14 protein-coding genes are annotated in these 25,584 nt (G+C 54.2%); 1 reads left to right on the plus strand and 13 read right to left on the minus strand.

From position 1 onward, the window contains the following. Positions 1–528: 528 nt before the first annotated feature. Positions 529–780: a hypothetical protein gene (locus tag ACW9KT_RS20915; protein WP_457084069.1), complete on the minus strand. Its 252-nt coding sequence runs from the start codon at positions 778–780 to the stop codon at positions 529–531. A 567-nt stretch (positions 781–1,347) separates the two neighbouring features. On the opposite strand from ACW9KT_RS20915, the gene ACW9KT_RS20920 reads away from it, so the two are divergent. After that, on the plus strand, positions 1,348–2,562 hold the full coding sequence (locus ACW9KT_RS20920; RefSeq protein ID WP_457084071.1) for an aminopeptidase: 1,215 nt from the start codon (positions 1,348–1,350) through the stop codon (positions 2,560–2,562). A 212-nt stretch (positions 2,563–2,774) separates the two neighbouring features. Here the strand turns inward: ACW9KT_RS20920 and ACW9KT_RS20925 are convergent, their stop codons facing one another. The 12 genes from ACW9KT_RS20925 to galB form a co-directional block, all read right to left on the minus strand. Next, the gene (locus ACW9KT_RS20925; RefSeq protein ID WP_457084073.1) at positions 2,775–5,741 is read right to left on the minus strand and encodes a glycosyl hydrolase 115 family protein; all 2,967 of its coding nucleotides are present in this window, start codon (positions 5,739–5,741) and stop codon (positions 2,775–2,777) included. Positions 5,742–5,963: 222 nt separating this feature from the next. Beyond that, entirely contained in the window at positions 5,964–7,088 is a 1,125-nt protein-coding gene (locus tag ACW9KT_RS20930; RefSeq protein ID WP_457084075.1) for an endo-1,4-beta-xylanase, read from the minus strand. Positions 7,089–7,149: 61 nt separating this feature from the next. Then, the gene (locus tag ACW9KT_RS20935; RefSeq protein ID WP_457084077.1) at positions 7,150–8,778 is read right to left on the minus strand and encodes an alpha-N-arabinofuranosidase; all 1,629 of its coding nucleotides are present in this window, start codon (positions 8,776–8,778) and stop codon (positions 7,150–7,152) included. A gap of 9 nt (positions 8,779–8,787) precedes the next feature. Continuing rightward, positions 8,788–10,839: a transketolase gene (tkt, locus tag ACW9KT_RS20940; RefSeq protein ID WP_457084079.1), complete on the minus strand. Its 2,052-nt coding sequence runs from the start codon at positions 10,837–10,839 to the stop codon at positions 8,788–8,790. A gap of 82 nt (positions 10,840–10,921) precedes the next feature. Continuing rightward, entirely contained in the window at positions 10,922–12,253 is a 1,332-nt protein-coding gene (xylA, locus tag ACW9KT_RS20945) for a xylose isomerase (protein WP_457084081.1), read from the minus strand. Further along, positions 12,231–13,757, minus strand: coding sequence for a xylulokinase (locus ACW9KT_RS20950; RefSeq protein ID WP_457084083.1), 1,527 nt, complete (start codon positions 13,755–13,757; stop codon positions 12,231–12,233). The genes xylA and ACW9KT_RS20950 overlap by 23 nt, the downstream gene beginning before the upstream one ends. Before the next feature lie 498 nt (positions 13,758–14,255). After that, the gene (locus ACW9KT_RS20955) at positions 14,256–16,253 is read right to left on the minus strand and encodes a sialate O-acetylesterase (protein WP_457084085.1); all 1,998 of its coding nucleotides are present in this window, start codon (positions 16,251–16,253) and stop codon (positions 14,256–14,258) included. Positions 16,254–16,380: 127 nt separating this feature from the next. Further along, the gene (locus ACW9KT_RS20960; RefSeq protein ID WP_457084087.1) at positions 16,381–17,724 is read right to left on the minus strand and encodes a family 43 glycosylhydrolase; all 1,344 of its coding nucleotides are present in this window, start codon (positions 17,722–17,724) and stop codon (positions 16,381–16,383) included. A 47-nt stretch (positions 17,725–17,771) separates the two neighbouring features. Beyond that, the gene (locus ACW9KT_RS20965) at positions 17,772–19,373 is read right to left on the minus strand and encodes a glycoside hydrolase family 43 protein (RefSeq protein ID WP_457084089.1); all 1,602 of its coding nucleotides are present in this window, start codon (positions 19,371–19,373) and stop codon (positions 17,772–17,774) included. A gap of 16 nt (positions 19,374–19,389) precedes the next feature. Next, on the minus strand, positions 19,390–20,640 hold the full coding sequence (locus tag ACW9KT_RS20970) for a glycosyl hydrolase family 8 (protein ID WP_457084091.1): 1,251 nt from the start codon (positions 20,638–20,640) through the stop codon (positions 19,390–19,392). A gap of 230 nt (positions 20,641–20,870) precedes the next feature. Then, positions 20,871–22,556 (minus strand): glycoside hydrolase family 43 protein, encoded by a 1,686-nt coding sequence (locus tag ACW9KT_RS20975; protein ID WP_457084093.1) that lies wholly within the window; start codon positions 22,554–22,556, stop codon positions 20,871–20,873. Positions 22,557–22,662: 106 nt separating this feature from the next. Further along, positions 22,663–25,536 (minus strand): beta-galactosidase GalB, encoded by a 2,874-nt coding sequence (gene galB, locus ACW9KT_RS20980; protein WP_457084095.1) that lies wholly within the window; start codon positions 25,534–25,536, stop codon positions 22,663–22,665. Between the last annotated feature and the right edge of the window lie 48 nt (positions 25,537–25,584).

Below are 25,584 nucleotides of genomic sequence, written 5' to 3' on the forward strand. Positions count from 1 at the left end.
TAAGCAGTTTTCTAGTTATCCAATTCTTCGGAATTGGCATTGAAAAAACAAGCGTCGGATTACTAGTTCTGGGGCGTCGTCGGGTGGTTAGCTTTTTAAGCTTATCGTCTTCTTTGGAGAACAAGATCTCCGCGTAATCTCCAATAAGCCCAACGGTAGTGGGCAAAACCACACGCACCGTGAGTTCTTGGTTAGGGGAGGTAGTTGGCTTAACGCTAGTAGGTGTCTGGGCGCGGGCATGCGCCGTAGGAAGTAGCAGAGCAAGACATAAAATAAGCAATTTGGCACTAGACATTGAAGCTAATAGTAGTACACAGATGCCGCCACGTATTTATAAACGTTACTTGGAGTTTACCCTTGAATTTGTGAACAAATCTACTGGGTTTGCTTTCCGAAGCAAGCGCCTTTATAGTAGCAGGCGGTCTGTATATTGGCTTCTAACTAGTAGGGCCAGCAATATGAGTGGAAAACAACATTGTAGCTACTTCCCTAATCGCTTCTCCATACTCGGTCTGGCTGCTAAGGCAGCTAGTTTAAGCCGTATTGCTTAATTGGCACTACGTTCCACTTTGTATAGCTAGACCAAAGACGCAGCCACTGCTCGTACTCACCCAAAACGCAGATAATCTGGCCGCTCTGTAGGTAGATTCGCGTTTTGGGCTCCTGATTTTTCCACTCTATTGGGCCGGCTTCATCGGGCTCCATATCCTGTACATTTTCCCAGAGGAAGGAGCGGCGCGTTTCGTGTTCCTGGCCTAGCATATCTTGCCAGAGCCGCATAGCATGAGCGATAGGAGAAGCGGACATTTTGTGTTCGTGGGCTAATAGGGTTACTATTTGACGGTATTTTCCCAATAATTGAGCCTGATTAGAAGTTTGTGAGAGAGCTCCTTTATAATCCTAAAATATTCTAGAAATCACTCTATTTTAAGCTGTTGAAGCAAAATGTCACATAAATTTAAATTTAAAGCTTATGATTGAGGAGCTCCTTCCATATAAGGTTTAAATAATAATGTTTGCGAAATAATGACCTAATCAAGGTCGTTTTGAAATATCTGATTGCCAAAGAATTAGTAATCAATGGAGAGGCTTGTAAAGAGCCAAGAAATGCCCTCAGAAGTGGCTGCCCCACCAAATTTGATCAAAAAGACTTTGGGGCTATAACGGTCACAATTTTAGCGCGGGCATGAAAAATCAGCTTAGCGACGCTGAAACGATGACTAACAAAATTATATAGTAGCAAGTATATTTTTATGTAGCAATAACCATAAAAATTACCTGTATAATTAAAGAATATTCTACTGCGAAGTAGTACCCATCTCCCCCTCACTCAAACCCCCAACAAACATGAGAAACCGCTACATTCAAACCGGTGGGCTGTTCGGCCTGCTACTGCTGGCCAGTCCCGTATTCGGCCAGAATTATGAGCAGATCGCCAAGCAGATCGTCACCACTTCCGCCGGCGTGAAGCCCGGAGATCTGGTGATGATTACGGGCGGTAAGCATACCATGCCGCTTATGGAAGCCATTGCCGTGGAAGTAGCCCGCGCGGGTGGCCAGCCGAATATGCTAGTGAATACGGATAAGGTAACGCACGCCACTAGCGTGGAAATGCCGGAATCAGCGATTCAAGCCTCGAAATCCAGCAATTGGCTCTTAGGGGCAGATGTCCTCATCTCCCTGCCCAGCCTTGAAGACGCCAAGACCGCGCTCGCCGGCATGACGCCGGAACGCGATGCTAAATTCAGTAAAGTAGCGGCCGAAGCTGGGCTAAGCAAAAAGCTGGATGCCACCAAGCTGCGGGGCGTCTCAGTGAGCTACCCTAGTAAAAGCTTTGCGGCGAATCAGCAGCTAGACTACGCTGGCTATGAACAGATGATTTGGGCGGGCATTGGCGCCGATTATACCGCCATTGCCACGAAGGCCCAGCAAATGAAACAGCTGTTAGCGACGGGCAAAAAAGTCCATATTACCTCCCCTTCGGGCACTGACCTGACCTTTCAGCTCGCAGCGCGGCCCGTGTTTGTCGACGATGGCGTGCTGACGGCCGCCGATCAGCAAGAGAAGATGATTCTTAACCGTACCGCGGCCCTACCCGGAGGACGGGTATATGGGACCTGCCTAGAGACCTCTGGCACGGGCCGGTTAGTAGCTTCCCCCAGCACGTGGAATGGCAAACCTTTTCAAGGCTTCAAGGCCGACTTCAAAGGTGGGCAGATGGCGAACGCGAAGGCTGAGGTAGGGGACCAAGATTTTCAGAAGTGGCTGGCGTCGAATGATGCTAGCCTGATGAAGCTCGGCTACTTCTCTATAGGCTTGAACCCAGCCATGAAGGTGCAGGAACAGAAAGGCTATACCCCAGCTACAGCCGCGGGCATGGTATTAGTGGGAGCTGGGGGCAATGAACTGCAAGGCGGGCAAAACAATGGTGGGATTGGTATCAACCTCGCCATCGCTAACGCGACCGTAGAAGTCGATGGTACTGTAATTGTGCGCAATGGACAACTCGTGGCGCCAACCACGGCCAAAGCCGCCACTGGGGGCAAGAAAGCCGGGAAATAGATTGCTTCATCTGTAGACCAGATGAAAAAGTTGCCCATACGTTGATAATGCAAACCTGAAAAGGTGCGTTTTATGATAAAGCCTCGCGCTCTCGATTGAGGAACGCGGGGCTTTTGCCGTAGGTAGAGTTATCTTTTATAACGTTATGGGCTACGGATAACTCCAGCAGAAACACAAGTATAAGAAGGCGGCTTCGCAGTGGCGCTGATGAATTAGCGCTGTCCCACGCTGCCCTTAGGTGCTTCTGCGGCTTTAGGTACAGGCGTGGCGCGTGAGAGGCTTTCGGGTGGCCCCAGGTAGCTAGGCTTCACGCCTCCGCGGTCTATTACCAGCTTTTGCAACACCACACCGGGGTCAACGAGCCAGAACTTCAGCACATGCTCGCCAGGTTTTGCGAGTGTATGAGTAGAGGTTTTGATGATAATATTATTCGCCACTGCCTGCTCCCAAGGGCGGTTGCCATTATCTGGATTCAAGCCTGTGTGTAGGTTAACAAGTTGCGGTGCTTCGTCGTCGAACGATACAGCGTAGCGTAAGCCTGTGGTGTTGGTGAAATCCAATGTGGGGGACAAATATGCCTGCACTGTCACGGGGCCGCTGCCCGCCAGCTGCACTCGGTACTCTAAGTGCGGACTGTTGCCACCGGGCGTTAGGCTTGGAATAGCGCGGGGAAAAGCCGTTACGCCCGAAAGCGTGCGACCTAAATCGGGGATGGTTTGCCACTTTGCGGTACTTCCATTCACGGCTTGGCTGTAGTGCGCGGCTTCTATCGACACATAGTCATCGGTTTCTACAAAGCCTTTCGCTAGGTTAGACTTGCCAGCGGCATTATCCACTACTGCTTGCACTACGACCTTCTTGTTATTCGGGCCGCTGATAGTAATGGGCACGCGCGTAGTGCCGGCGGGCGCTTTACTCCAATCTACGCTGACTGTTAGCCGTTGCTCTTTGTCTAGTTTGGTGGGTTTAGTAACGCGCAACCACGGCATACCGGTCTCTACTGTATACTCAAAAGGTGCGGTGCCGCGATTGAACACGTCGATGTAGCGCGTCGTTTGTTGGTACGCGTTGAAAGTCGGCAGCACGGCCTCGCCTGACTGTTGGGGCCAAGCAGCTTCCGCCCCTTCAATGGCTACGCCCATGTCGGCGGTAGCGGTGGGCGTTAGCTGCTTTACTTCGGGCATTTTGTCGGCGGAAGGCTGCTGCCAGTTGGTGTAGCCAATGTGGGTTTGGTCCATCATGTGGTTCCACTTGCCCTTAGCCATCGTCTGGTTGTAGTAGCGCGAAATCTCGGCGTCGCGCTCAAAGAGCTGCTTGGCTTTGGCAGCCAAATCGTTGGTACTGGCGCGGCCTTGCTTGGCGTAGAGATGGTTCTGAGCGACTGCGTAGTACAGTTCGTTCAAGTTGGCGCTGGCTTTTACGGGATGAAGCACGAGCTGGAAATAGGCATCCTTCTGCTCGGGGGGCATTTTTTCATTTAACTGCTCGGCCTGAACTAGTAGCTTGTTATAATCACCTACCACTGTTTCAAACTCACGGTAATTCGTCAAGCTATACGTATTCTGATCCAACAGCTCCGGCTTCCGACGTGAGTTGTACTTGGCGTACTTAGCCAAAATATCAGCAATGACTGCGGCGTGTTTAGTGCCGAATTGTTGAGTAGCCCACTGCCGAGTGTAATCGTCAATTTGGTTGACCCCTATTTTATCAGGGTTCCAAGCATAATCAAGGAAGAAGCTGATGGGAAATTCCATAGGCTTCAGGTCGCCCACGTTTACTATCCAGATTTGGTTGGCGCCGTATTCGTGGGCTAGGTGCATTTGCTCCCAGATACGCGGAATTGGATTGGTATTGAGCCATTTATAGTTGCGCGGGCCTCCCACGTAATCATAGTGGTAGTAGATGCCGTAGCCGCCTTTTCGGGGCTTGTCGCCTAACTTGGGCAACTTGCGGATGTTACCCCAGTTGTCGTCGCAGAGTAAGAGGGTCACGTCGTCGGGCACGCGCATGCCTTTGTCGTAGTAGTCCTGCACTTCTTTGTAGAGGGCCCACATCTGGGGCGTTTGCTCGGCGGGCTTACCAGTTTCCTCCGCAATGATTTTGCGCTGATCGGCTACTATCTTTTCCAGCAAGGCAATGTTGCTGCCCTCGCTCATGGGCTCGTCGCCGTCGCCGCGCATACCTATGGTCACGATGTTCTCGCGGGTGCCCATGCGCTTAATACCGCCGCGCCAAAATTCCTGCAAGGCCGCCGCATTGGTTTGGTAGTTCCAAGCACCTTTGCCAGCTTTTTCCCACTCGGCATGGGCCCTGGTGAGCGGCTCATGGTGCGAGGTGCCCATCACGATACCATACTCATCGGCCAGTACGGGGTTTTGCAGGTCGTTTACGCTGAACATGTTGCCCCACATGGCGGGCCACAAGTAGTTTCCCTTGAGCCGCAGAATCAGCTCAAACATGTGGGTGTACATTTTGGAGTTGACGCCACCGAACTTCTCCTGGGCCCAGCCCTGCAACGCCGGCGCTTCATCATTGATAAAGATGCCGCGGTATTTCACTTTTGGCTCGCCCTGGGTATGCCGACCCGGCGCCACATATAGCGCCTGTTGCGGTGGTGTGGGCACATCGGCCCACCAGTGCCACGGTGACACCCCAATTTGCGCCGACAAATCATAAATGCCGAAGATGGTGCCGCGCTTGTCGCTGCCGACAATAACTAAGGCGCGATCTACGCCTGGCATGGGCTGCTCCACCACTTGCAGCAGAAAAGTTTCCCACTTGCCTACCACGCCTGATACGTCGAGCTTTTTCGCTTTTACCAACCCATCAATCAGGGGGCTTTTTCCCAGCGTCCCGATGAGCACTACTTCTTTTCCGGCCGGCGCTTTATCGGTAGTGAAAGTGGGCGTGAGTTTGGTGACGCGGTTGATGTCTGTCTGCAAATCTTTGGCGGCGCGCAATACGCCCGGCCACTCGGAGCTGCTGGCGTATAGAGCCGCCGGTTTGCCAGCAGCGGCTAGCGTGAAGCTGCCTTTCCCTTTCTGCGTCGAAACATAGACTTCAGCGCCTGGTACTGTAGGGCCTGCCAGCGTGGGCAGTGCAGCCAACAGAGCGAGCAGCATAGGCAGCTGCCACTTGCGGCGCAAATAGAAGTACAGTTGGATGGGTTTGAGTAACATAGCTTTGGGGAAAGAGGCAGCGGGACAGCAATATTTGAATCCTGGCAAAGCCAGGACCTTATGCTTTACAAACGGCAAGCGAAACAACGGCTCCATTCAACGGAACCAGCGTTTTCGATAGATCAGAGACAACAAACTAAACAGCCTCAGCAGCGACTCGCAGCCATATTTATCTTCTGCTTGCTTAGATACCTGTTCTAGCTTCTGGCCCGGCCAAAAGTTCTACATTTTATCCTTCGCTGTCTGCACCACCGCCTGGAAAGCGGGTTTTGGTTGGTAGCGGCGATCAAACAACAACGGGTAGCTGGTGCGACCGGTAATAGGCCAATCGTTTAGCCATGAATCATTGTCCGTTACGCCCCACAAGGTGACGCGATCAATTACATCGCGGTGCTTGCGGAAAAGCGCGAACAAATCAGCGTAGCGTTTTGTCAGCTTTTGCTGCACCGAGTCGGGCAGACCGGTCGTGTACACGTTATATTTTGCGTCGGTGGCAAACGTCTCGGCGATGTCCGCGCCTTGGCGCCGGCTGGGATTGGGCAGCACGTCAATATCCAGCTCCGTAAAGTTTACTTTCACACCAAGCTTCGAGAAAGCTACTATGCTTTCTTCTACCTGCTCAAGGCTAGGCTTGGTTAGGCCGTAGTGACCTTGCATGCCAATAGCTGCTACCTTGATGCCTTTGGCTTGTAAGCTTTTGACCAGTTTGATTGTCCCTGCCCGCTTTTCGGGGCGGTAGAGGCTATAATCGTTATAGTACAGCTCGGCTTTAGGATCGGCTTTGTGAGCGTACTCAAATGCTTTGGCGGCGAAATCTTCACCGAGAATTTCGAGCCACTTGGTTTTACGCAAGTCACCCTGCTGGTCGTCGATGGCCTCATTTACGACATCCCAGCCCCCAATTTTGCCTTTGTACCGTCCTACGACGGTATTGATGTGGTCTTCCAGACGCTTCAATACTACCTCTCGGGTTGCTGGTTTGCCGCTTGCATCCTCAAACACCCACTTAGGCGTCTGCTGGTGCCACATAAGCGTGTGCCCAACGATAAACATCTTGTTGTCCTGACCGAATTTTACATAATCGTCAGCAGGCTTGAAGTTATACTTATCTGGCTGGGGGTGCACTGCTTCCCACTTAAGCAGGTTTTCGGGGCTAATGGTGTTGAACTGCTGTTTGATTAGGGCAATGGCCTTGGTGTCCTGACCATTAACCTGCTTATAGTTAAGAGCGGCGCCAACGTGAAAGTCTTGCTTAAAAGCATCTTTCAGAGTTGGCTCCGACTTTTGGATAAAGCCCAGCGAAACACTAGCTACGAAGGCGTAGGTAAGAGTTTTTTTAATTCTCATAATAGTGGTGATCAGCGGAAAGACAGTTCCGCCTCGGCATGACACGCTTAAAGAGCATTTATTACTTCAGTTCGAGCACAACCACCGACTGAGGCGGCAGCTCAACGGCTAAGTTGCCGCCGCGCTTCTTGGCACCAGAAAAGCCCCCCAGCTTCACTTTGTTGGGGTTGTCGAATGAATTGTAATCGTTGACGTTGGCCGAAGTCAGAATTCGGCCAGATACAGATTTCCAAGTCACGCCGGGCAGGGCGGTTTCCAGCTTCAGCGTCTTCTTGGTATCCAAGTTGACCAGCGAGATGTGCACAGCGCCTTTAGCATCTTTGGAGGCCGAGGCGTTCAGGGCTGGTACTTTATCGTTGCCCATCACGTAATCGGGGCTGGTGAATTGCAGGGGCAGATATTGAGCATCCTGGTGCACCTGATATAAGTCGAAGACGTGATAGGTGGGCGTGAGCAGCATCTTTTCCTTGTCCGTGAGCACGAGGGCTTGCAGCACATTTACGGCTTGGGCCAAATTTGCCCCCCGCACTCGGTCGCAGTGGTTGTTGAAGATGTTGAGCGTGGTGCCAGCAACCAGCGCGTCGCGCAGGGAGTTCTGCTGATACAAAAAGCCAGGGACGGTGCCAGGCTCCACATCGGTCCACACGCCCCACTCATCTACCAGCAAGGCTACCTTTTTGTCCTTGTCGTACTTGTCCATGATGGCGGCGTGCTTGGTCACGACGGCGTCCATTTTCAGACAGTTCTTCATCGTGTTGAAGTACTCCTGCTCATTGAAGCCGGTGGCTTTGCCCTTGCTGCCGGTCCAGCTGCCGGTAGGCAGCGTGTACTGGTGCAAAGTGAGGCCCCACATCTGGTTGAGCGGAATGTTTTTCATGCATGTCTCCGTCCAGTGTGCGTCGTCGCCATTAGCGCCACTCACGATCTTCTTGAGCGGCGGGGAGGCCGGATAGTTGTGGGCGAAAGTGGCGTAGCGCTTGTACACGTCGGTGTAGTACTCGGCTGTCATATTGCCGCCGCAGCCCCAGCTTTCATTGCCAATACCCCACCAAGTCACGCCGTAGGGCTCGGCGTGGCCATTTTTGCGCCGCTCCAGCACCAGCAGGGTGTCGTCGTTGGAGTTCAGGTATTCCATCCAGCCGGCCATTTCCTGCACCGTGCCGCTGCCGACGTTGGCCGCTAAGTATGGTTCAGTGCCGAGCAATTTGCACAGCTCCAGAAACTCGTGGGTACCGAAGCTATTGTCTTCTAAGTTGTTGCCCCACCACATGTTCAGCATCTTGGGCCGCTGAGCCGTAGGCCCCACGCCGTCGCGCCAGTGATACGTATCGGCGAAGCAGCCGCCGGGCCAGCGCAGGTTGGGCACTTTAATCTTGCGTAGCGCCTCCACAATATCCATGCGGATACGGCCCTGCTTGGGCACATTCAGCTTTTCATCGACCCAGAAACCATCATAGATACAGCGGCCCAAATGCTCGGCAAAGTGCCCGTAAATGTGCTTACTGATTTGCAGCTTCGGATCGCCCGACTGCACTGTAACCTGCACCGTTTGGGCGGCAGCATGAAGCGTTAAGCCAAGTCCGAGCCCGGCAAGGAGCCCGGCCCTTCTCCCCCATTTTCGCAGGGAAAAAGATGCCTTTTTCGTCTTAAAAATGCCCCCCAGCGCTTGGTTCAAGTGCAGTTTCGTCATGTGTTTTGGTTAGGAAAGGATTTCTTTAGGTTCGGTTTCAGCCGGATTGTCTTCCAGTAATGCCTTGGCCTTCTCCACCACATTCTCCACCGTGAAGCCAAACATGGCCATCACTTCTTCACCCGGACCGGACTCGCCGAAGCGGTTCATGCTGATAACGGTGCCTTCATCAGTCGCGTACTTGTGCCACCCGATAGGCGAGCCGGCTTCAATAGTAACGCGCTTGCGCACCGACGGCGGCAGCACCTGCTGCTGATAAGCTTTGTCCTGCTGCTCAAATAGCTCCCAACTCGGCATACTCACAACCCGAGCTGCAATGCCTTGCTTTTGCAGTTCCTGCTGGGCTTGCATGGCTAATGACACTTCTGAGCCAGTAGCAATGAGAATAAGCTGGGGCTTTCCACCTTCGGCTTCGCTCAGAATGTAAGCTCCTTTGGCCACGCCTTCGCGGGCAGAGCCGTACTTTTCCTGATCCAGGGTAGGCAGCTTCTGGCGCGACAAAATCAGCACCACCGGCGAAGCAGGCTTGGTCATGGCAATGCGCCATGACTCTACCGTTTCGTTGGCGTCGGCCGGTCTAAGGACGATGATATTGGGAATGGTGCGCAGGGCGGCAGTTTGCTCTACAGGTTGGTGCGTAGGTCCATCCTCCCCTAACCCGATACTATCGTGGGTGAAGACAAATGTAGCGGCCGATTCGGCGAGGGCAGTGAGGCGAATTGCCCCCCGCATGTAGTCGGAGAAGGTTAAGAAAGTGCCGCCGTACACGCGCACGCCACCGTGGCGCGACATACCGTTGAGAGCGCCGCCCATGGCGTGCTCGCGCACCCCAAACCAGATGTTGCTTTTCTCGTAGCTGCCCGGCTGGAAGCTCAGGTCACCGCTGGGGGGCATTTCGTTGGAGCTAGCCAAGTCGGCGGAGCCCCCGAAGAGGAAGGGAATGGTTTTTTTCAACGCGCTCAGCGCCTTGCCCGAAGCTTGGCGAGTAGCCAGAGCACCGTCGGCGGGCGAGAAAACGGGCAGTTCCGCGTCCCAACCAGCGGGCAGATCGCTGGTAAAAGAAGTTAGGAACAGCTCGCTTTCCTGCTTGAACTGCTGCTGATAGGCTTCAAACTTTTGTTGCCACTCCTGCTGCAGCCGAGCGCCGCGCTGGCCGGGTTCAGCCAAGTGTTGACGTACCTCATTAGGCACGACAAACGACTCGTCTGGGTTCCAGCCAAAATACTCCTTGGCTTTGCGCAGGTTTTCGTCGCCCAGTGGGCTGCCGTGCACTTTGCTGGTGCCCTTGAGGGGACTACCGTAGCCAATAATGGTCTTTATCGAAATCAGTGAAGGGCGGTCGGTTTCGGCTTGGGCCGCGCGTATGGCCTGCTCAATGCCGTCCAGATCGTTGCCGTCCATCACGCGCTGAGTGTGCCAGCCGTAGGCCTCAAAACGCATCAATGGGTCCTCAGTATAAGACAGACTGGTAGGCCCGTCGAGGCTGATGTCGTTGTCGTCGTAGAGGTAGATGAGCTTGCCCAACTTTAGGTGACCAGCCAGCGACGCGGCTTCGGCCGCAATGCCTTCCATTAGGTCGCCGTCGCTCACAATGGAGTACGTGTAATGATTGACTACCTCGTGGCCTTCCTTATTGTACATGGCGGCCAAATGCGCTTCCGCCATGGCCATACCTACGCCATTGGCGAAACCCTGACCCAACGGGCCCGTGGTTACCTCCACGCCCGCCGTGATATTGGACTCCGGGTGGCCTGGTGTTTTGGAGTGCAGCTGGCGGAAGTTCTTGAGTTCCTCGAGCGACAAATCGTAGCCGTACAGATGCAACAGACTGTACAGCAGCGCCGAGCCGTGGCCGGCCGACAGCACAAACCGGTCGCGGTCGGGCCAGGCGGGGTCTTGCGGGTTGAAACGCAAAAATCGCGACCACAGCACGTATGCCATAGGCGCGGCTCCCAGCGGCAAGCCCGGATGGCCGGAATTAGCTTTTTGCACCATATCTACCGACAAAAGGCGGATGGTGCTTACACTTTGCTCTTCTACTGATATCTGCTGATCAATCATACTGCGCTACATTAAATAAAACGTCCCTGGCCGGCCACAAAAATTCCCACCCAAGCAGCCGGCCAGTTCTGTTTTACTCGTTTTAGATGTATTGGTTGATAATGGCTTCCAGCCACTCCTGCTTACCGCTCTTCATCACTGGCTCACCCGACTTGTGGGCGATGGTGCGTAGGTCTTCCAAGCTTAGTTGGCCTTTTTCAAAGGCAGCACCATCGCCGCTATCAAACGAGGCGTAACGCTCCGTGCGGAACTTGCGGTAGGGCGATTTTTCCAAGATTTCGTTGGCTGTTACCAGAGCGCGGGCAAACGTATCCATACCGCTGATGTGAGCCACGAAAATATCCTCTAGGTCAGTCGAATTACGGCGCGTTTTGGCGTCGAAGTTGATGCCACCGGGCGAAATGCCGCCGTGCTCCAGGATGATGAGCATGCACTCAGTCAGCTCATTGATGTTGTTGGGGAACTGGTCGGTGTCCCAGCCGTTCTGGTAGTCGCCGCGGTTGGCGTCCATGCTGCCGAGCATGTTGGCATCGGCGGCTACTTGCAGCTCGTGCTGGAAGGTGTGGCCGGCCAGCGTGGCGTGATTGGTTTCCAGGTTCAGCATGAAGTCATTCTCCAAGCCGTACTCTTTCAAGAAGCCGATAACCGTGGCCGCGTCGAAGTCATACTGGTGTTTGGTGGGCTCGGCGGGCTTAGGCTCGATGAAAAACTTGCCGGTGAAGCCTTGTTTGCGAGCGTAGTCGCGGGCCGTGCTGAGGAAGCGACCCATGTGGTCAAGCTCCCGCTTCATATTGGTGTTAAGCAGGGTCATGTAGCCCTCACGGCCACCCCAGAACGTGTAGCCCTCACCCCCCAGCGCGATGGTCGCGTCCATGGAATTCTTCACTTGCGTGGCGGCGTGAGCTACCACCTGAAAGTCAGGATTGGTGCTGGCTCCGTTCATGTAGCGCGGGTGCGAAAACACGTTAGCCGTGCCCCACAGCAGCTTTATACCGCTGGCCGCCTGGTGCTCCTTGGCGTATTCTACAATGGCTTGCAGGTTGCGCTCGTACTCAGCTAACGAATCACCTTCGTCTACCAGGTCAATGTCGTGAAAGCAATAGTAAGGCGTGCCGAGTTTGGTGAAGAACTCGAAGGCCGCATCCATTTTATCCTTGGCGCGGTTGATTATTTCGTGGTGCGAGTCCCAGGCAAAGCTCTTAGTGCCAGGGCCGAATGGGTCACCGCCGGTACCGGTGAAGGTGTGCCAATACGATACGGCGAAGCGCAGATGCTCCTTCATCGTTTTGCCCCCCACGACGCGGTTTTCGTCGTACCATTTAAAGGATAGCGGATTGTCCGACTCGCGTCCCTCGAAGCGAATGGTGTCAATGCCTTTGAAAAATTCCGTCTTAGAAAGAGTGTTGGACGACATCTGTCTGGGTGGTTGTGGTTGAAAGAATCTGTTGAGTAAGAACCTTGTGCCAGCGGGCATAGGCCATTTGATAGTGATTTTGCAGTTCCGGGGTAGGTTCCAGCGTCAGAATGCGCTCTAAGCTCCCGAAAGCTTCGGCCGGGCTGGCGTACACTCCTACTCCAATGCCAGCCCCACGGGCGGCTCCCTGGGCAGCATCGGTGTTGTAAAGTTCCAACGTCACGTTGCCAGTATTAACGAAAGCTTCGCGAAACACCGGGCTCAGAAACATATTCGCGTTACCGGCGCGCACTTTTTGCACTTGCACACCCATGCTGCGCATGATGTCCATGCCGTAGTTCAGCGCAAAGACGATTCCCTCTTGAGCCGCACGTAATACGTGGGCCTGCGAATGAATATTAAAGCTCAAACCGCGCAGTTCAGCATCGGTGGGGCGGTTTTCCAGAATACGCTCGGCGCCATTGCCGAAGGGCAAAAACAGCAGCCCCTCAGACCCAATCGGCGCTTGCGCGGCCAGCTGATTCATCTGGTCGTAGGGCATTTCGCCGACTACTTTGCGCAACCAGCTGTTCAGAATGCCCGTGCCGTTCATGCACATTAGCACGCCATTACGCGGCTGCTCGGGGGTGCTGTTCACGTGGGCAAACGCATTGACGCGCGAGTGTGGATCGGACGCTGGCTGATCGGTGATGCCGTATACGACGCCTGATGTGCCGGCCGTGGCGGCTATTTCGCCGGGCTGCAACACATTGAGCGAGAAAGCATTGTTAGGCTGGTCGCCGGCCCGGTAGCTGATGGGTGTGCCCGCGTGCAGGCCTAGCTCTAAAGCCGCTTCAGACGTGAGCTGGCCCTGGGGGGCAAATGTGTCGACTACTTCAGGCAGCAAGTCGCGGCTGATACCGTAGTAATCAAGCAAATCCTGGGCTATGCTTTGCTCCCGGAAATTCCAGAAAACACCTTCTGATAAGCCCGAAACGGTCGTTTGCATCTGACCTGTGAGCTGGTAGGCGATGTAGTCGCCGGGAAGCTGTATTTTGTAGATCTGCTCGTAAATAGCGGGCTCGTTTTCCTTCACCCACTTGAGCTTGGAGGCGGTGAAGTTGCCGGGCGAGTTCAGGAAATTTTGGAGACAATATTCCTCCCCTAGATCCGCAAATGCTTGATTACCAAATTCCACGGCGCGGCTGTCGCACCAGATTATGGCGGGGCGCAACACTTGGCCATCCTTATTCAGCAGCACGAGGCCGTGCATCTGATAGGTGATACCGATGCCCGCCACCAGCGAGGCATCGAAGCCGTACTCGCTTTTCAACTCCCGCGTAGCATTTACTACTTCCTGCCACCACCGCTCTGGCCGTTGCTCGGCCCAACCAACAGCCTCCGCTGTAATTTCCATCTCCTTCTTCGGCGACGTGACGCTGGCCACGCATTTGCCGGTATCCACGCTGAGCAAGGCTACTTTAATGGATGAACTGCCTATATCGTACCCGAGTAGGTATTTCATGGGTGGGAGGTGAAAGGTTTTGCTAGGTTAAGCCTGAATGAGAATCGGCGTTTGAAGCACAGATTTTAACAAACGTTACACTTTGTAAAATACAATTAACAAGCAGATCAACAACTTTCTATCTGCTGACTCTATCTAGCAACTGCAAGTAGCAACTTTAACGTCTGGTAATCGAATATACACCACAAACGATTACATCAAGCATTCTAAATACCATCAAAGCGCTTTGATTTTCAAATAAAAATATCGAAACCGTTTCCGAAAACGGTTTCGATAGGCAAGATCTAACCTTTTTTATTCCTTAAAATATCTTCGAATAGTCAAACGCAACAGTAACGTATAGGTACAGACAAGGCCTTTCAGTGATATGAAATAATACTATTGTCTTTGCCATTCACTTTTGCGTGTGTGACCATTCCATTTCCCTAGCCAAGCAATAATTCGCGCTTATTTAGGCTTCGCGGCGTTAAGCAGATGTAGTCCTTTGCCTTAGCTTTTTTAGGGAGTAACTACAGCGCTGGCCTGAAAGGGAGAGGCGGGCAAACCTTCTTTATTATAAAGATTCGCGCCTTCCGGATTGTCGGCCCAGGCATAGCGCACAAACATTGGGGTGGTTATTTGATCGTGCCAAATGACGACCGTGTTGCCTTCAATTCGCGTTTGCGCCCACTTAAACCTCTTATCGGCTCCAGCAATGGCAAATTGCGTCAGCGGACCGCCCTTCGCCACCAAGCCACTCCCTACGCTGGTAAAGCGCAGTACTGCTTTATTGCCCTGCACTTGCATAGACTCGAACATTGGTCCTGAGGCTACTAGATTTTTCTCTCCATAGGCCACCTTGCGGGCCACTAGGGCCAACCGCTTGCCGACCGTTTCTTTATCCAAGGGGTGGATATCGTTCCACTCGCCCACATCGATGGCAACGGCCATACCCGTGTTTGGCACCTGCAAGGTCTGGCGCTGAGCCTCGCGCAACTCGGCCCAGTTGCTTTCGCTCGGCTCGGGTTTGGCAGCCATAAAGTTGGCGAGTTGTGCGTACAAAAACGGCATCGTCGGCTGCTGCCACTGCTTGCGCCAATCGGTAATCACCGCCGAGAAAAGCCGATTATAGTCCTGAGCCTTACTCGTGTTAGACTCGCCCTGAAACCAGATAACACCCTTCACGGCGTAAGGCAGCAGCGGTGCTACCATGCCGTTAAAAAGCCCCCCAGGCTGGTTTTGAAAGGATGTAGTACCGGGCGTAGGCGGCAAGGTGGTGCCCATCTTGTACTGCCAAGGTCCTCGCAGATCCAGCGTTTGCCCCCCAGCCACTAAGCGATATTGCTTGTCTAAGGTAAAGCCTCCGCGCCCGCCGTTGCTGATGAGGCGAACCACAATCACGTTCTTACCTGGCTTCAGCACGCCTGGGCCAAAATCGTACTTACGAGGCGGATATTGGTAGCCCGTAGTGCCCACCAGCTGCCCATTGATATAAGTGGAGTCGGCATCGACGAGGGTACCCAGTTCCAGGCGGGCGGGCTTGCCTACCATATTGGCGGGTACGTCTACCTCCTTGCGAAACCACACCACGCCATTCACCGGCCCCAGCGGCGTTTGGTCAGCCCAATAGCCGGGCACATTCATGGTGGCCCAGCCGGTGGCGTTGTAGTCAGGTGACGACCACTTTGGTTGGCCGGGAGCCTCGCCCTGATCGGTCTGATATAGGCGCTTATACCAAGCGCCGGTGTTAGCCTTATCCTGCTGCTGAATGCTCGCTACTAGGGTGCTGTCTTTGTACTTCTCCCCTGCCTGCTGATACGTCGGAAACTGCTTGAGCGCATCAGCGCTTAGCCACGCTTCGGCCGGCGAGCCACCCACGGCATTTCGAATCAATCCAATAGGCACCTGATACTTGGCGTACAGATCTTTGGCAAAAAAGTACGCTACCCCTGAAAACTGACCGATGCTTTGAGGGCTCACTCCTACCCAACTGCCACCCGTTATGTCAGCTTTGGGACCCTTGAAGGCATAAGTTAAAGGCACAATGAACTGCCGAATGCGGGGGTTGTTGGCTGAGGCTACTTCTTCGGGAAACTTGTCGCGCAGGCGGCTCATAGGCGTTTCCATGTTCGACTGGCCACCGCACACCCATACGTCGCCGACCAGAATGTCTTTAAGCTCGATACGATTGCTGGCCGTGATACTCATCGTATACGGGCCACCCGCTGGCTGCACTGGCAGACTAACCGACCATTTTCCGTCGGAGCCGGTGGTAGCAGAGTAGGTTTTATTCTTGAAGGTGAGGGCAACTTTCTCACCTTTTGCCCCCCAGCCCCACACCGTCAGCTTCGCGTCGCGCTGGAGTATCATACCATCGCTGACCAGCCGCGGCAGGCGCACCTCCGCCTGTACGTCGATCGACTTTAATAGACAGCTGACTAGCAAGGTAAGTATCACGCCCTGCTGGCCCAGCGAGGCACGCCAGCGTCGCGTGGTGTTCAAAAGAGGAGTATGCATTGTGTGACAGCTGTTTATACGTGTGAGCTTTAATTACTTGAGTAAACCTAACCCTGGCGGGTGCTGAAGGGAGTAAGCGCAGAAGAACTTGTATTCCAAAAAACAACTCTAGAGCAGCTGCCTTTCATCAATCAAATTTTACCCAATCAATTTCAACGGGCGTGTTCGTTTTGGGCGAAACCAACAATGTGTGCCTGCCGGGCCTGAAGGCTGACAGGGGGGCTTTTATCTCCTGCCACTGGCCTCCCTTCGGCACGGTTACCTGGGCCAGCATTGGGCCGGTAGCCCCATCTACCCTAAGCTGCACTGTGGCGCCGGCTGCAGCGGCCACGCGCAGCGTTACTGTCTTAAGCGTCTGTTGGCCAAATGCGACGCCATTGTATTGTACCCAACCCTGGTTGTTAGCCAACACGGTTTTCCAGCCCTGAAACTTATTAGCGGTATCCAAAAAGGCTATAGAAGCCCCGCTGCTACTGAGTTGGCTGTAGCGGTCTAGCTGTATTTTCTGCTTGGCGTCGGTCAGACCAACCCCGCGCAGGGTAGGCACTACCTTCCGGATGGTGCCGTTGGGCTCGAAGAACAAGCTGTCCAGACGGATAGAGCGGTTCTTGTCGAAGCTTGGCGACAAGTCATTATGATGGTAGAACAGGTACCACTGGTTTTTGAACTCGAGCAGCGAATGGTGATTGGTCCAGCAGCCTGTGGGCGACTCGTCCATGATAACACCCTGAACCTTGAACGGCCCCAAGGGACTGGTGCTAGTGGCGTATTCGAGGCGCTCGGTTTTGTTGGCCACGTGCGGATACGTGAGGTAATACGTACCCTTTCGCTCAAATACATACGGTCCTTCTTTCAGGCCCTTTGTGGGCAACTCCCCTAAGGTTTTAGGCTCAGAGGCTAACTCCAGCATGTTTTCCTTAAGCTTGGCGCCGAAAATATCTCCCTGCGACCAATACAGATATGCCTGCCCATCCTTGTCAATAAACACGTTGGGGTCGATGCCGTGCACGTTTTTGATGGGCAGTGGCTGCGGCACAAAGGGGCCGGTAGGTTTGTCAGCCACGGCTACGCCAATGGTAAAGCCTTTGACTACTGTAGTGTCTTTCGGGGTAGTGGGGAAGTAGAAATAGTACTTGCCGTTGCGGTAGATGCAGTCCGGCGCCCACATGCTGTAGCTGTCGGGCTTCACCCAGGGCACCTTGTTTTGAGTGACGATGACTCCGTGGTCGGTCCAATCTGTGAGGTTAGTGGAGGAAAACACGTGATAGTCTTCCATGCAAAACCAGCCAATGCGGCCCCGCCCCGGCCCGCACGGAATATCGTGAGAAGGATACACGTATACCCTGTCCCCGAATACTCTCGCCGTTGGGTCGGCCGTAAACTGATTGGTGATAAAAGGATTTTGCGCGCTAGCCGTTGTGCCAAAAAAGGCAGCCAAAATCAGCAAGTACCACAGCTTATATTTTGTCATTCGTAAATAACTTTATTTAACCGACAAGGCATTATTATTTAGATTCATTATTTCTTATTAATTTGATTCGCAATTGTGAAATAATCAAAATCCACATAGCCACCCGTATTTTTTGTAGCGTAATTAAATAACCCAAAGCGGTAACCCATAAAATGCGGTAAGGTATAAGCCATTTTGAGTGGCGGGCCAATTACTTTCCAGGATTTTCCGTCGAGACTATAGAAAAAAACGGCTACGTCTTTTTGGTCCGTAAAATCACATTCTGCTTTAAAATAAATTTTATCCTGCGTTAGCGGTATGCGCTGCATTTCTACCGGTTTCTCCGACTCTGCACTCACCATGACTATGGCTTTGGTACCGTTCGTGCGTTCCACTCCTACCAACCCGTAGCGCCTCTGCAATAAGGCTAGGCCGGCAAAGTCTCCATCTTTCAACTGTGAGATATCCAGGGCAGTAGCGCCTGAGCATGTAGGGCCAATGGTGCGCTGGGTGAGCGTATTGCGGGCGAGCAGAAAGGAGGAATCCAGGCGGCCGGTTTTTAGGCGGAGGTAGCCTTTGCGGTCGGTGAGTGACCAGAGTGAGTTATCCGGGTTGTGGTTCCACTGCCACACCAGCGGCAGTACCGGCGCGCCCGGCCGGCGGTTGAAATCATCTGATGCGACAATGCCGGGAATAAGCCCTTTGCTGGCGGGCAAAGCCAGCGTCTGGGGGACTTTTCCGGCCGTACCTAGCACCGGCCAGCCGTCGGTCCACGTCATTGGCACCAGGTAGGGAACGCGCCCCACAGCCCCAAAATCGCGGAACAGGTAAGAAAACCACTGGCCATCGGGGGTGTCTATGAGGCCGCCCTGCGCCACGCCCAAATCTTGGAGCGCCACTCGGCCCTCGTAGGGACCAGTTATTTTATCAACCCGATGAATCACCACCGTGCGCATCCCGCCCTTGGGCCAAACGATATTAAAAAGGTAGTATTTGCCCTTGACTTTGAAGATCTGCGAGCCTTCGGCGGGCAGGCCAATATTGGGTCCAGCGGGCGCACTCGCATTCTCGATGAGGACCTGCTCCGTTGCGCCGGGCTTCACGCCTGAGGCATCGGCCGTTAATTCTACTAGGCGCAGCTGACCGCCACCGTACACCATGTACACCCGGCCATCGTCATCGAAAAACAAGGAATGATCGTGATAACTTGGCTCAAACGACACAGTTTTCCAAGGGCCTTTCTCGATATTCTTGGTCGAGTAGACGTAGGTTTTGCCGGTAGTTTGGGCGAAGGTGCTTACGTAGTATGTACCGTTGTGAAAGCGCAGACTGCTGGCCCATGAGCCCCGGCCGTAGGTGCTTTTGCCGTTGGTAAGCGTTAATTCGTCTAAGCTCGCCAGCGTATCGTACGCGTAGTTCACTAATCGCCAATTCACTAAATCAGTAGATTTCATAATCGGCACGCCCGGACTCATGTGCATGGTCGTGCTGCTCATGTAATAATTGCCCCCCACCCGAATTATTGATATATCCGGCACGTCGGCATAAATGATGGGGTTCTGCGCCTGCTTTGTTTGCGCAAACAGCGGCGATACAAAAACTGACGCGGAAATTATTCCGCAGAATAAAACAATTTTATTAAAAAAGCCCCCTAGAAGAAAACAATACATAGCTCCGAGTATTTATTTAGCGCGCCTGCGGTTTTATAGCCTGGTATTTTCCACTCAAATGCATTAAGCTGAATAAGTATAAAATACCGTCGTAATAAGGATCGAAGTAGCCATCCTCGTACGGCTCCAGCTTGGCTTTCCAGAGGGCGTGCACAAAATCCAGCTCGTTCGTATTTCGCCGGATCAGGGAAGCCGAAGCGGCCGTGGCTACCAGTCCCAGCGAGTGCCGCAGCTTCTTGACGTTACCAGCTTGCAGAATGAAATCGGGCCGCGAGCCGTCCACGTTGAATTGGTCCTCGAAGGTGTTGATGCCCTTACTGCGCAGAAACCCCTGAAAACGCTGAGCATACTGTTCCTGCCAGGCTTTGTCCTTGCCAAACCAGACGTAGTCCATGGCAATGTTCATAGGCACCCGCCAAGAGTCGTAGCGGAAGGCAGGCGGCGCCCATTTGGTAGCGTGGGGCTTTCCGCTAAACTCGGTGTAGTCGTAATTGAGGCCGGTAACCGGGTCGCAGGCGCGGTGCAGAAATGCCCGCGACGTATCAGCGCAGGCCCGGTAAAATTGCTCGTGTCCGTCCTTGGCGTACTCGGCCCACACTTCCATAAAAGCGGGCACGTGGTAGGAAGGATCGGTCCAGTTGTACATGTCGCCGACCGGCACGAAGCTGATTTGCTTGTGCTGGGTGTTGATCAGGTTATACACGTCGCCGGTGCCATCCTTTTTCCACATGGCATCCAGAATGTTGCGAGCTTCTTGGTAGTAATTGATACCAGTAGCATTGCCCCAGCGGTTGGAGGCAAATAATAGACTGGTGACGAAGTACAGCTCGCCATCAGAGGCCGGTCCTTCGGCGTTGCGCTTCATCGTAGCCGGATTGATGCTCCAGGCAAAATAGCCTTTCAAGGGGCCCTCCTGATGTTGCAGGTACCTCTTCGACCAGCGCCAAATGCGGTCAAACTCTTGCTTTTTGTTTAGCTGCACAGCTATCATCATCCCGTACGAAACTCCTTCGGTCCGGACATCGTGATTCTTCAGGTCCGACACGTAGGCCATTGAATCGCCTACTTCAAAGTAAATTCGGTTGGGTCCCTCAAATAGTGCCTGGTAGGTTTGGGTTACCTTTTTGTCTATGTCGGCCTGGCTATAGCCAGCCTCCCGAAGCAGATTGGGATACTGCCCGGTATAGAAGGCACCTTTTTGAGTTGGCTTTGCCTGCTTGGGTGGCCGCTGCGCCAAGCTGCTACCCAGGCCTATATGCAACCCCAAGAGCAGCAACAGGCCGCTCCTTATGGGGCTGTGCAGAAATCTGAAGAATAAATTCATCGACATATCATCTGGAGGTGACTTGGTATGGGATGCTTTATGGGCGCTACTAACTTGCTGCGCAGGTGGAATGAGCGGCCTTTGGGGTAGTCTGAGCAGCGGCGAATACTTGCGCCAGCAGAAACCAGGGAGTGGGAAGAAGCGCGCAAGCGGTTAGGGTGGCGCGCTGCATTTTACTTCTTGTACATGGGGTCATTCCCTTCGTATTTCAGCCACTTAAAGGAGGCTGTGTTGGCGGTGGGTTGCCCAGCTGACGTGCCATACATGCCGAACAGACAGCCAATAAAGCCCCCCGCTGTTTGCGTGCTCAGGAAGCGCGCGTCTACTTTGTCTTTGAGCAGCGTCCAGGCTTTGCCATTTTCAGAAAAATGGAAGCTGTAGGTATCACCTTCGGTCCTGATGCGTAGCTGAACCTTGCCCGCAACTGCTTTTAGTGGTGCTTTTGCCAGCGGCTCCATCTTCTTTGGCTCATCGGTACTCTTGAGAAGCTGTATTACCGGCTGGCCCTTTTCCACCGATTTGCAGAGGTAATAGAAGTGCTTTTCATCCTGAAAGACCACTAGGCCCGCCGTTTCATTCTCCGCTTTAGCCGAGAATGTCAGTTCAGTTTCGGTGCTGCCGTACAGGTGCTGCTGCCGCTTACCGATGAAGGCTGGGTTGCCGAGTTCCGAGCAGGTTTCCGGTTTCAGCTTTAAGGTAAGTCCCTTAGCCTTGCTCAGCGAAAAATTTGTACTGTCCACCGTACGCAAGAACAGCAGCGCCGGGTCGAGCTGCTTGTCGAAGGTGAGGGTATAGCTGAAATTGCCGCTTTGAGGCCGGGCGCCTGCCTGCTTTACTTCTGGAAACTTCGCCGTGTACGAATACTGCACGCCGCCAGGGCCGGGGTTCATAACCGGCCACTCGTCTTTCCACTCTACGGGCACGATAAACGTCTCCCGGCCCGTGTTGTAGTGGTTGTCGTCGTAGGGCCGCACGGCCAGGAAAATGGCGTAGGTCTGCCCATCCGGCCCGTCCACAAACTGCGCGTGCCCGGCCGACGTAATGGGGTCTTTGCGGTCTTTGGGAAGCTCGCGTTGCGAGAGAATGGGGTTGTTTTCATAGGGCGCGTAAGGCCCCTGGGGTGACTTGCTGCGGAAAACGACCTCTGTATGATTCACGGATGTGCCGCCTTCAGCTGCATACAGGTAATACCAGTTGTTGCGCTTCATGATATGCGGCCCTTCAATCCAGACCGGCTTCTTACTTATATCCACGCCGCCGTTGACCAAGATTTTCGCCTCGCCTACGGTTTGCAGCTTCACTGGATCCAGCTCTATGATTTTGATTGTACGGTGCCCAGAATACAGAGATACATTGTCCGGTGGGTCGCTGTTGTAGATAACGTAGGCTTTGTCGCCCTCAAAAAACAACGAAGGATCAATGCCCTTTACCTCGGGCAGAAAAATCGGGTCGCTCCACGGGCCGGCGGGGTTTTTGGCCGTTACTACAAAATTGCCCTTGTGGTCGATGAGGGTGCAGGTGACGTAAAACGTGCCGTTATGGTGCTCAATGGCCGGCGCAAACAACCCGCGGGTCATTCGGTCGCCCATAAAGTTCATCTGAGAGGGCCGGCTGATGACGTTGCCAATCTGCTTCCAGTTCTTGAGGTCTTTGCTGTGCATGACCGGAATGCCGGGGAAGTAGGAAAAAGTGGAATTCACCAGGTAGTAATCCGAGCCGACGCGAATCACGCTGGGGTCGGGGTAGAAACCTGATAGAATAGGGTTGACCAACTCAATCGATTGTGCATAGAGAGCTGTATTTTGCAGCAACAAGGTCACCAAGGCGGCAAAGAAGATTCTTAGTTGGGCTGGCAGCATGCGGCGTTCGAGTAGAAAAATGTCTTGAGTCTTTGGAAGGAAAACTTCTGGTCAATAAGGCAAGCAAGCTAAAATCAGCAGCGAGCGCCACGGTACCCTTGTCGATCTACTTCCCAGCCACCGTTTTGATAGAAAACGTAGTTTCCGTGAGGCCACTGGATTGCGCTTTTAACTTAATGGTACCCGGTTGGCCCTTCTTACCGCGAACAATAACCAGACACTTGCCGCTGAAAGCTTCGCGGACCGGGGAAGCGAACGAGACCATACTGGCCGCGTCGCCGTTGTCGGTGGCCACTATTTCGCCGGGGCCTTCTAAGCTGAATTCGAGCTTGTTCTGAGCATCGGGCACGGGCAGACCGTTTTTGTCCAGAAGCTGCACCGTCACGAAGCTCAGGTCCTGGTCGTCGGCGGTTATTATCTTACGGTCGGCGGAAAGCTGCACAGCGGCGGGTGCGCCGGTCGTTTTGATACCATCTTCGGCCCAACGCTTGCCGTTTTTGTAGGCTACTACTTTCAGCTCGCCCGGCGTGTACACTACCTCATCCCAGCGCAGGCGGTACTCGTAGGGGGCTTTTTTCTTGCGACCCAAAGACTTGCCATTCAGAAACAGTTCGGCCTCATCGCCGGAGGTGAACACGTGTACGGGCGTTGCCTGCCCCACGCGCTCGGGCCAGTTCCAGTGGGGCAGAATATGCGCCATGGGCAGTTGCGGACGCCAGTGGGCCTGGTAGAGATAGTACCGATTTTTGGGGAAGCCCGCCAGGTCGATGATGCCCGAGTAGGAGCTGCGCGCCGAGTAGTAGGGCGTGGGCTCGCCCAGGTAGTCCCAGCCGGTCCAGGCGAAGCCGCCCGCTACGAAGGGGTGCTGCGCCAGGGTGGCAAACACCTTATCGGCCGAGGAGCCAAACGCCACTGAGTACAGCTCGTAAGCGCTAACCTGTTGGGTCTTGGAATTGCCCCCCAGCAGGTCGCTCACCGGGGCGCTGTTGCCTTCGAACACTGGAAATACGTACTGGCCGCGGCTGCTCAGAGCCGAAGCGTTTTCGGTGCTCAGAATCAGCTTACTGGGAAAGTTCTCGTGAAATTTCGGAAACAGTGGCGGCGTGGTGATGCCCTTCAGGCCCTTGTAGGCTCCGTCGTAGCGGATGCCTTCGCCCTGATAGTTGAGGCTGACAACGTCGGCCACGGCGGGCAGGGGCATGTCGGGCTTGGCGTAGTTCATGGCCACGGTGGTAGGGCGGGTGGGGTCTTCTTCCTTAGTGATGCGGTACAGCATTTTAGCCACGGCAGCGCCTTCTTCGCCCGTGTACTGCTCGCCTACCTCGTTGCCAAAGCTCCAGAGCACGACGGACGGGTTGTTCCGGTCGCGGCGTACCAGGGCCCGCAGGTCCTGCTCGTGCCAGTCGGGGAAAATGAGGTGAAAGTCGAGCGGCGTCTTTTTCAGATTCCAGGAGTCGTAGATTTCATCAATCACCAGAAAGCCCATGCGGTCAGTTAGCTCCAGCAACTCGGGTGCCGGCGGATTATGCGACATGCGAATGGCGTTGCAGCCCATGTCGCGCAGCACCTCCAGCTGCCGCTCGGCCGCCCGCACATTGAAAGCGGCTCCCAGGGCGCCCAGATCGTGGTGCTGATTCACGCCCTGAATAAAAATCCGCTCACCGTTTACAAAAAGTCCTTTCTCAGCATCAAAACGCACCTCCCGAATGCCGAATGGCGTTTCGTAAGTATCGAGCACAGATGCGTGGGACATAATTGTCGTGACGGCCACGTACCGGTTAGGCTGCTGAGTGGGCAGCGGCCCCCACAGCTTTGGATTGCGCAGTACAACCGAGCTCGTAATTGTATCGGTGGCGCCAGCGCCCACCGTGGGGGCGGCACCCAGAAAACCAGCCACCGCCCGGCCGGTTTTCTGGCCCTGGGCGTTCAGCCGATAGATTTGCGTAGTTACCATCAAGTTGGCGGCAGCCTGACCGGTGTTCTTTACAGCCACAGCAAGCTTGATGGTAGCGGCCGTTTTGCTCACGTTGCTGGTCGTTATGGTGGTGCCCCAGTGGCCCACGTGTACGCGGTTTACCTTGGTCAGCCACACGTTGCGGTAGATGCCGCCACCAGGGTACCAGCGCGATGAGCTGGGCGGATTATCCAAGCGAATGGCTAGCTGGTTGGCAGCGCCTGGCTTGAGATAGGGCGTTAGGTCGAGTCGAAAGGAGGAGTAGCCGTAGGGCCAGCCGCCTACCAGTTGCCCGTTCAGCCAGACTATAGCATAGGACATGGCGCCATCCACATCAAGGTACACTTTTTTGCCCGCGTCGGTGGCTGGAATATCCAGCTTGCGGCGGTACCAGGCTACGCCCTGCACAGGCAGCCGGCCCATACCTCCGCCAATGGGTACACCTTCGCCCACGTAAAACGGTCCCTTGATGGCCCAGTCGTGGGGCAGGGTTACGCTTTCCCAGGCATTATCATCAAAGCCAGCCTGTACAAAGGGGAAATTGCCCCCCGGATTGCCGACCGGCCGCTTGTGCCGTTTCGCGGGGTCTTTTATGAAGTCGTTGCCCGAGGGCAGAATCCAAGGCTTGAGAACGGTTCGCTTGGCGGTTACGGCTACGGCCTCGGTGGGGCGGGAGTCGGCGTCCTTGCTGTCCTGCTCGTTGCGCACTTCGGGCCGTACGTCGTAGAGAAGGCTATCGGCTTTTTCCGGCGAGTCGTAACGGTAAAACTTCCAGCCTTCATTGATGGAAATGCGTTCACGGCCGATCTTCGCGGCTGCCACCCTCAACTGTACTTGTTCACCTTCAATAGTTGCGGGGCCCGCAGCAGGCTGTGTATCATTATGGCCGGGCCTCGTTGCTACTACTGAAGCAGGCAGCAGACTGGACCCAAGCGGCGAGTTCCAGGTCGATGGCCCGTTATTAAGGACAAACGTCAGCAGAACGCTGGCACCGACAACGGGTAGCAGAGCGGATAATCTGGTCATTGACTTTGTTGTTTATTCTCCTGCGTCGCTTGCACGACGGCCTGAAAG

This window comes from Hymenobacter sp. HD11105 (assembly GCF_054051685.1).

Excerpts from the sequence above, each read along its gene's own strand:
- ACW9KT_RS20915 (WP_457084069.1), bottom strand. The coding sequence starts at position 780 with ATGCGGCTCTGGCAAGATATGCTAGGCCAGGAACACGAAACGCGCCGC.
- ACW9KT_RS20920 (WP_457084071.1), top strand. The coding sequence starts at position 1,348 with ATGAGAAACCGCTACATTCAAACCGGTGGGCTGTTCGGCCTGCTACTG.
- ACW9KT_RS20925 (WP_457084073.1), bottom strand. The coding sequence starts at position 5,741 with ATGTTACTCAAACCCATCCAACTGTACTTCTATTTGCGCCGCAAGTGG.
- ACW9KT_RS20930 (WP_457084075.1), bottom strand. The coding sequence starts at position 7,088 with ATGAGAATTAAAAAAACTCTTACCTACGCCTTCGTAGCTAGTGTTTCG.
- ACW9KT_RS20935 (WP_457084077.1), bottom strand. The coding sequence starts at position 8,778 with ATGACGAAACTGCACTTGAACCAAGCGCTGGGGGGCATTTTTAAGACG.
- tkt (WP_457084079.1), bottom strand. The coding sequence starts at position 10,839 with ATGATTGATCAGCAGATATCAGTAGAAGAGCAAAGTGTAAGCACCATC.
- xylA (WP_457084081.1), bottom strand. The coding sequence starts at position 12,253 with ATGTCGTCCAACACTCTTTCTAAGACGGAATTTTTCAAAGGCATTGAC.
- ACW9KT_RS20950 (WP_457084083.1), bottom strand. The coding sequence starts at position 13,757 with ATGAAATACCTACTCGGGTACGATATAGGCAGTTCATCCATTAAAGTA.
- ACW9KT_RS20955 (WP_457084085.1), bottom strand. The coding sequence starts at position 16,253 with ATGCATACTCCTCTTTTGAACACCACGCGACGCTGGCGTGCCTCGCTG.
- ACW9KT_RS20960 (WP_457084087.1), bottom strand. The coding sequence starts at position 17,724 with ATGACAAAATATAAGCTGTGGTACTTGCTGATTTTGGCTGCCTTTTTT.
- ACW9KT_RS20965 (WP_457084089.1), bottom strand. The coding sequence starts at position 19,373 with ATGTATTGTTTTCTTCTAGGGGGCTTTTTTAATAAAATTGTTTTATTC.
- ACW9KT_RS20975 (WP_457084093.1), bottom strand. The coding sequence starts at position 22,556 with ATGCTGCCAGCCCAACTAAGAATCTTCTTTGCCGCCTTGGTGACCTTG.
- galB (WP_457084095.1), bottom strand. The coding sequence starts at position 25,536 with ATGACCAGATTATCCGCTCTGCTACCCGTTGTCGGTGCCAGCGTTCTG.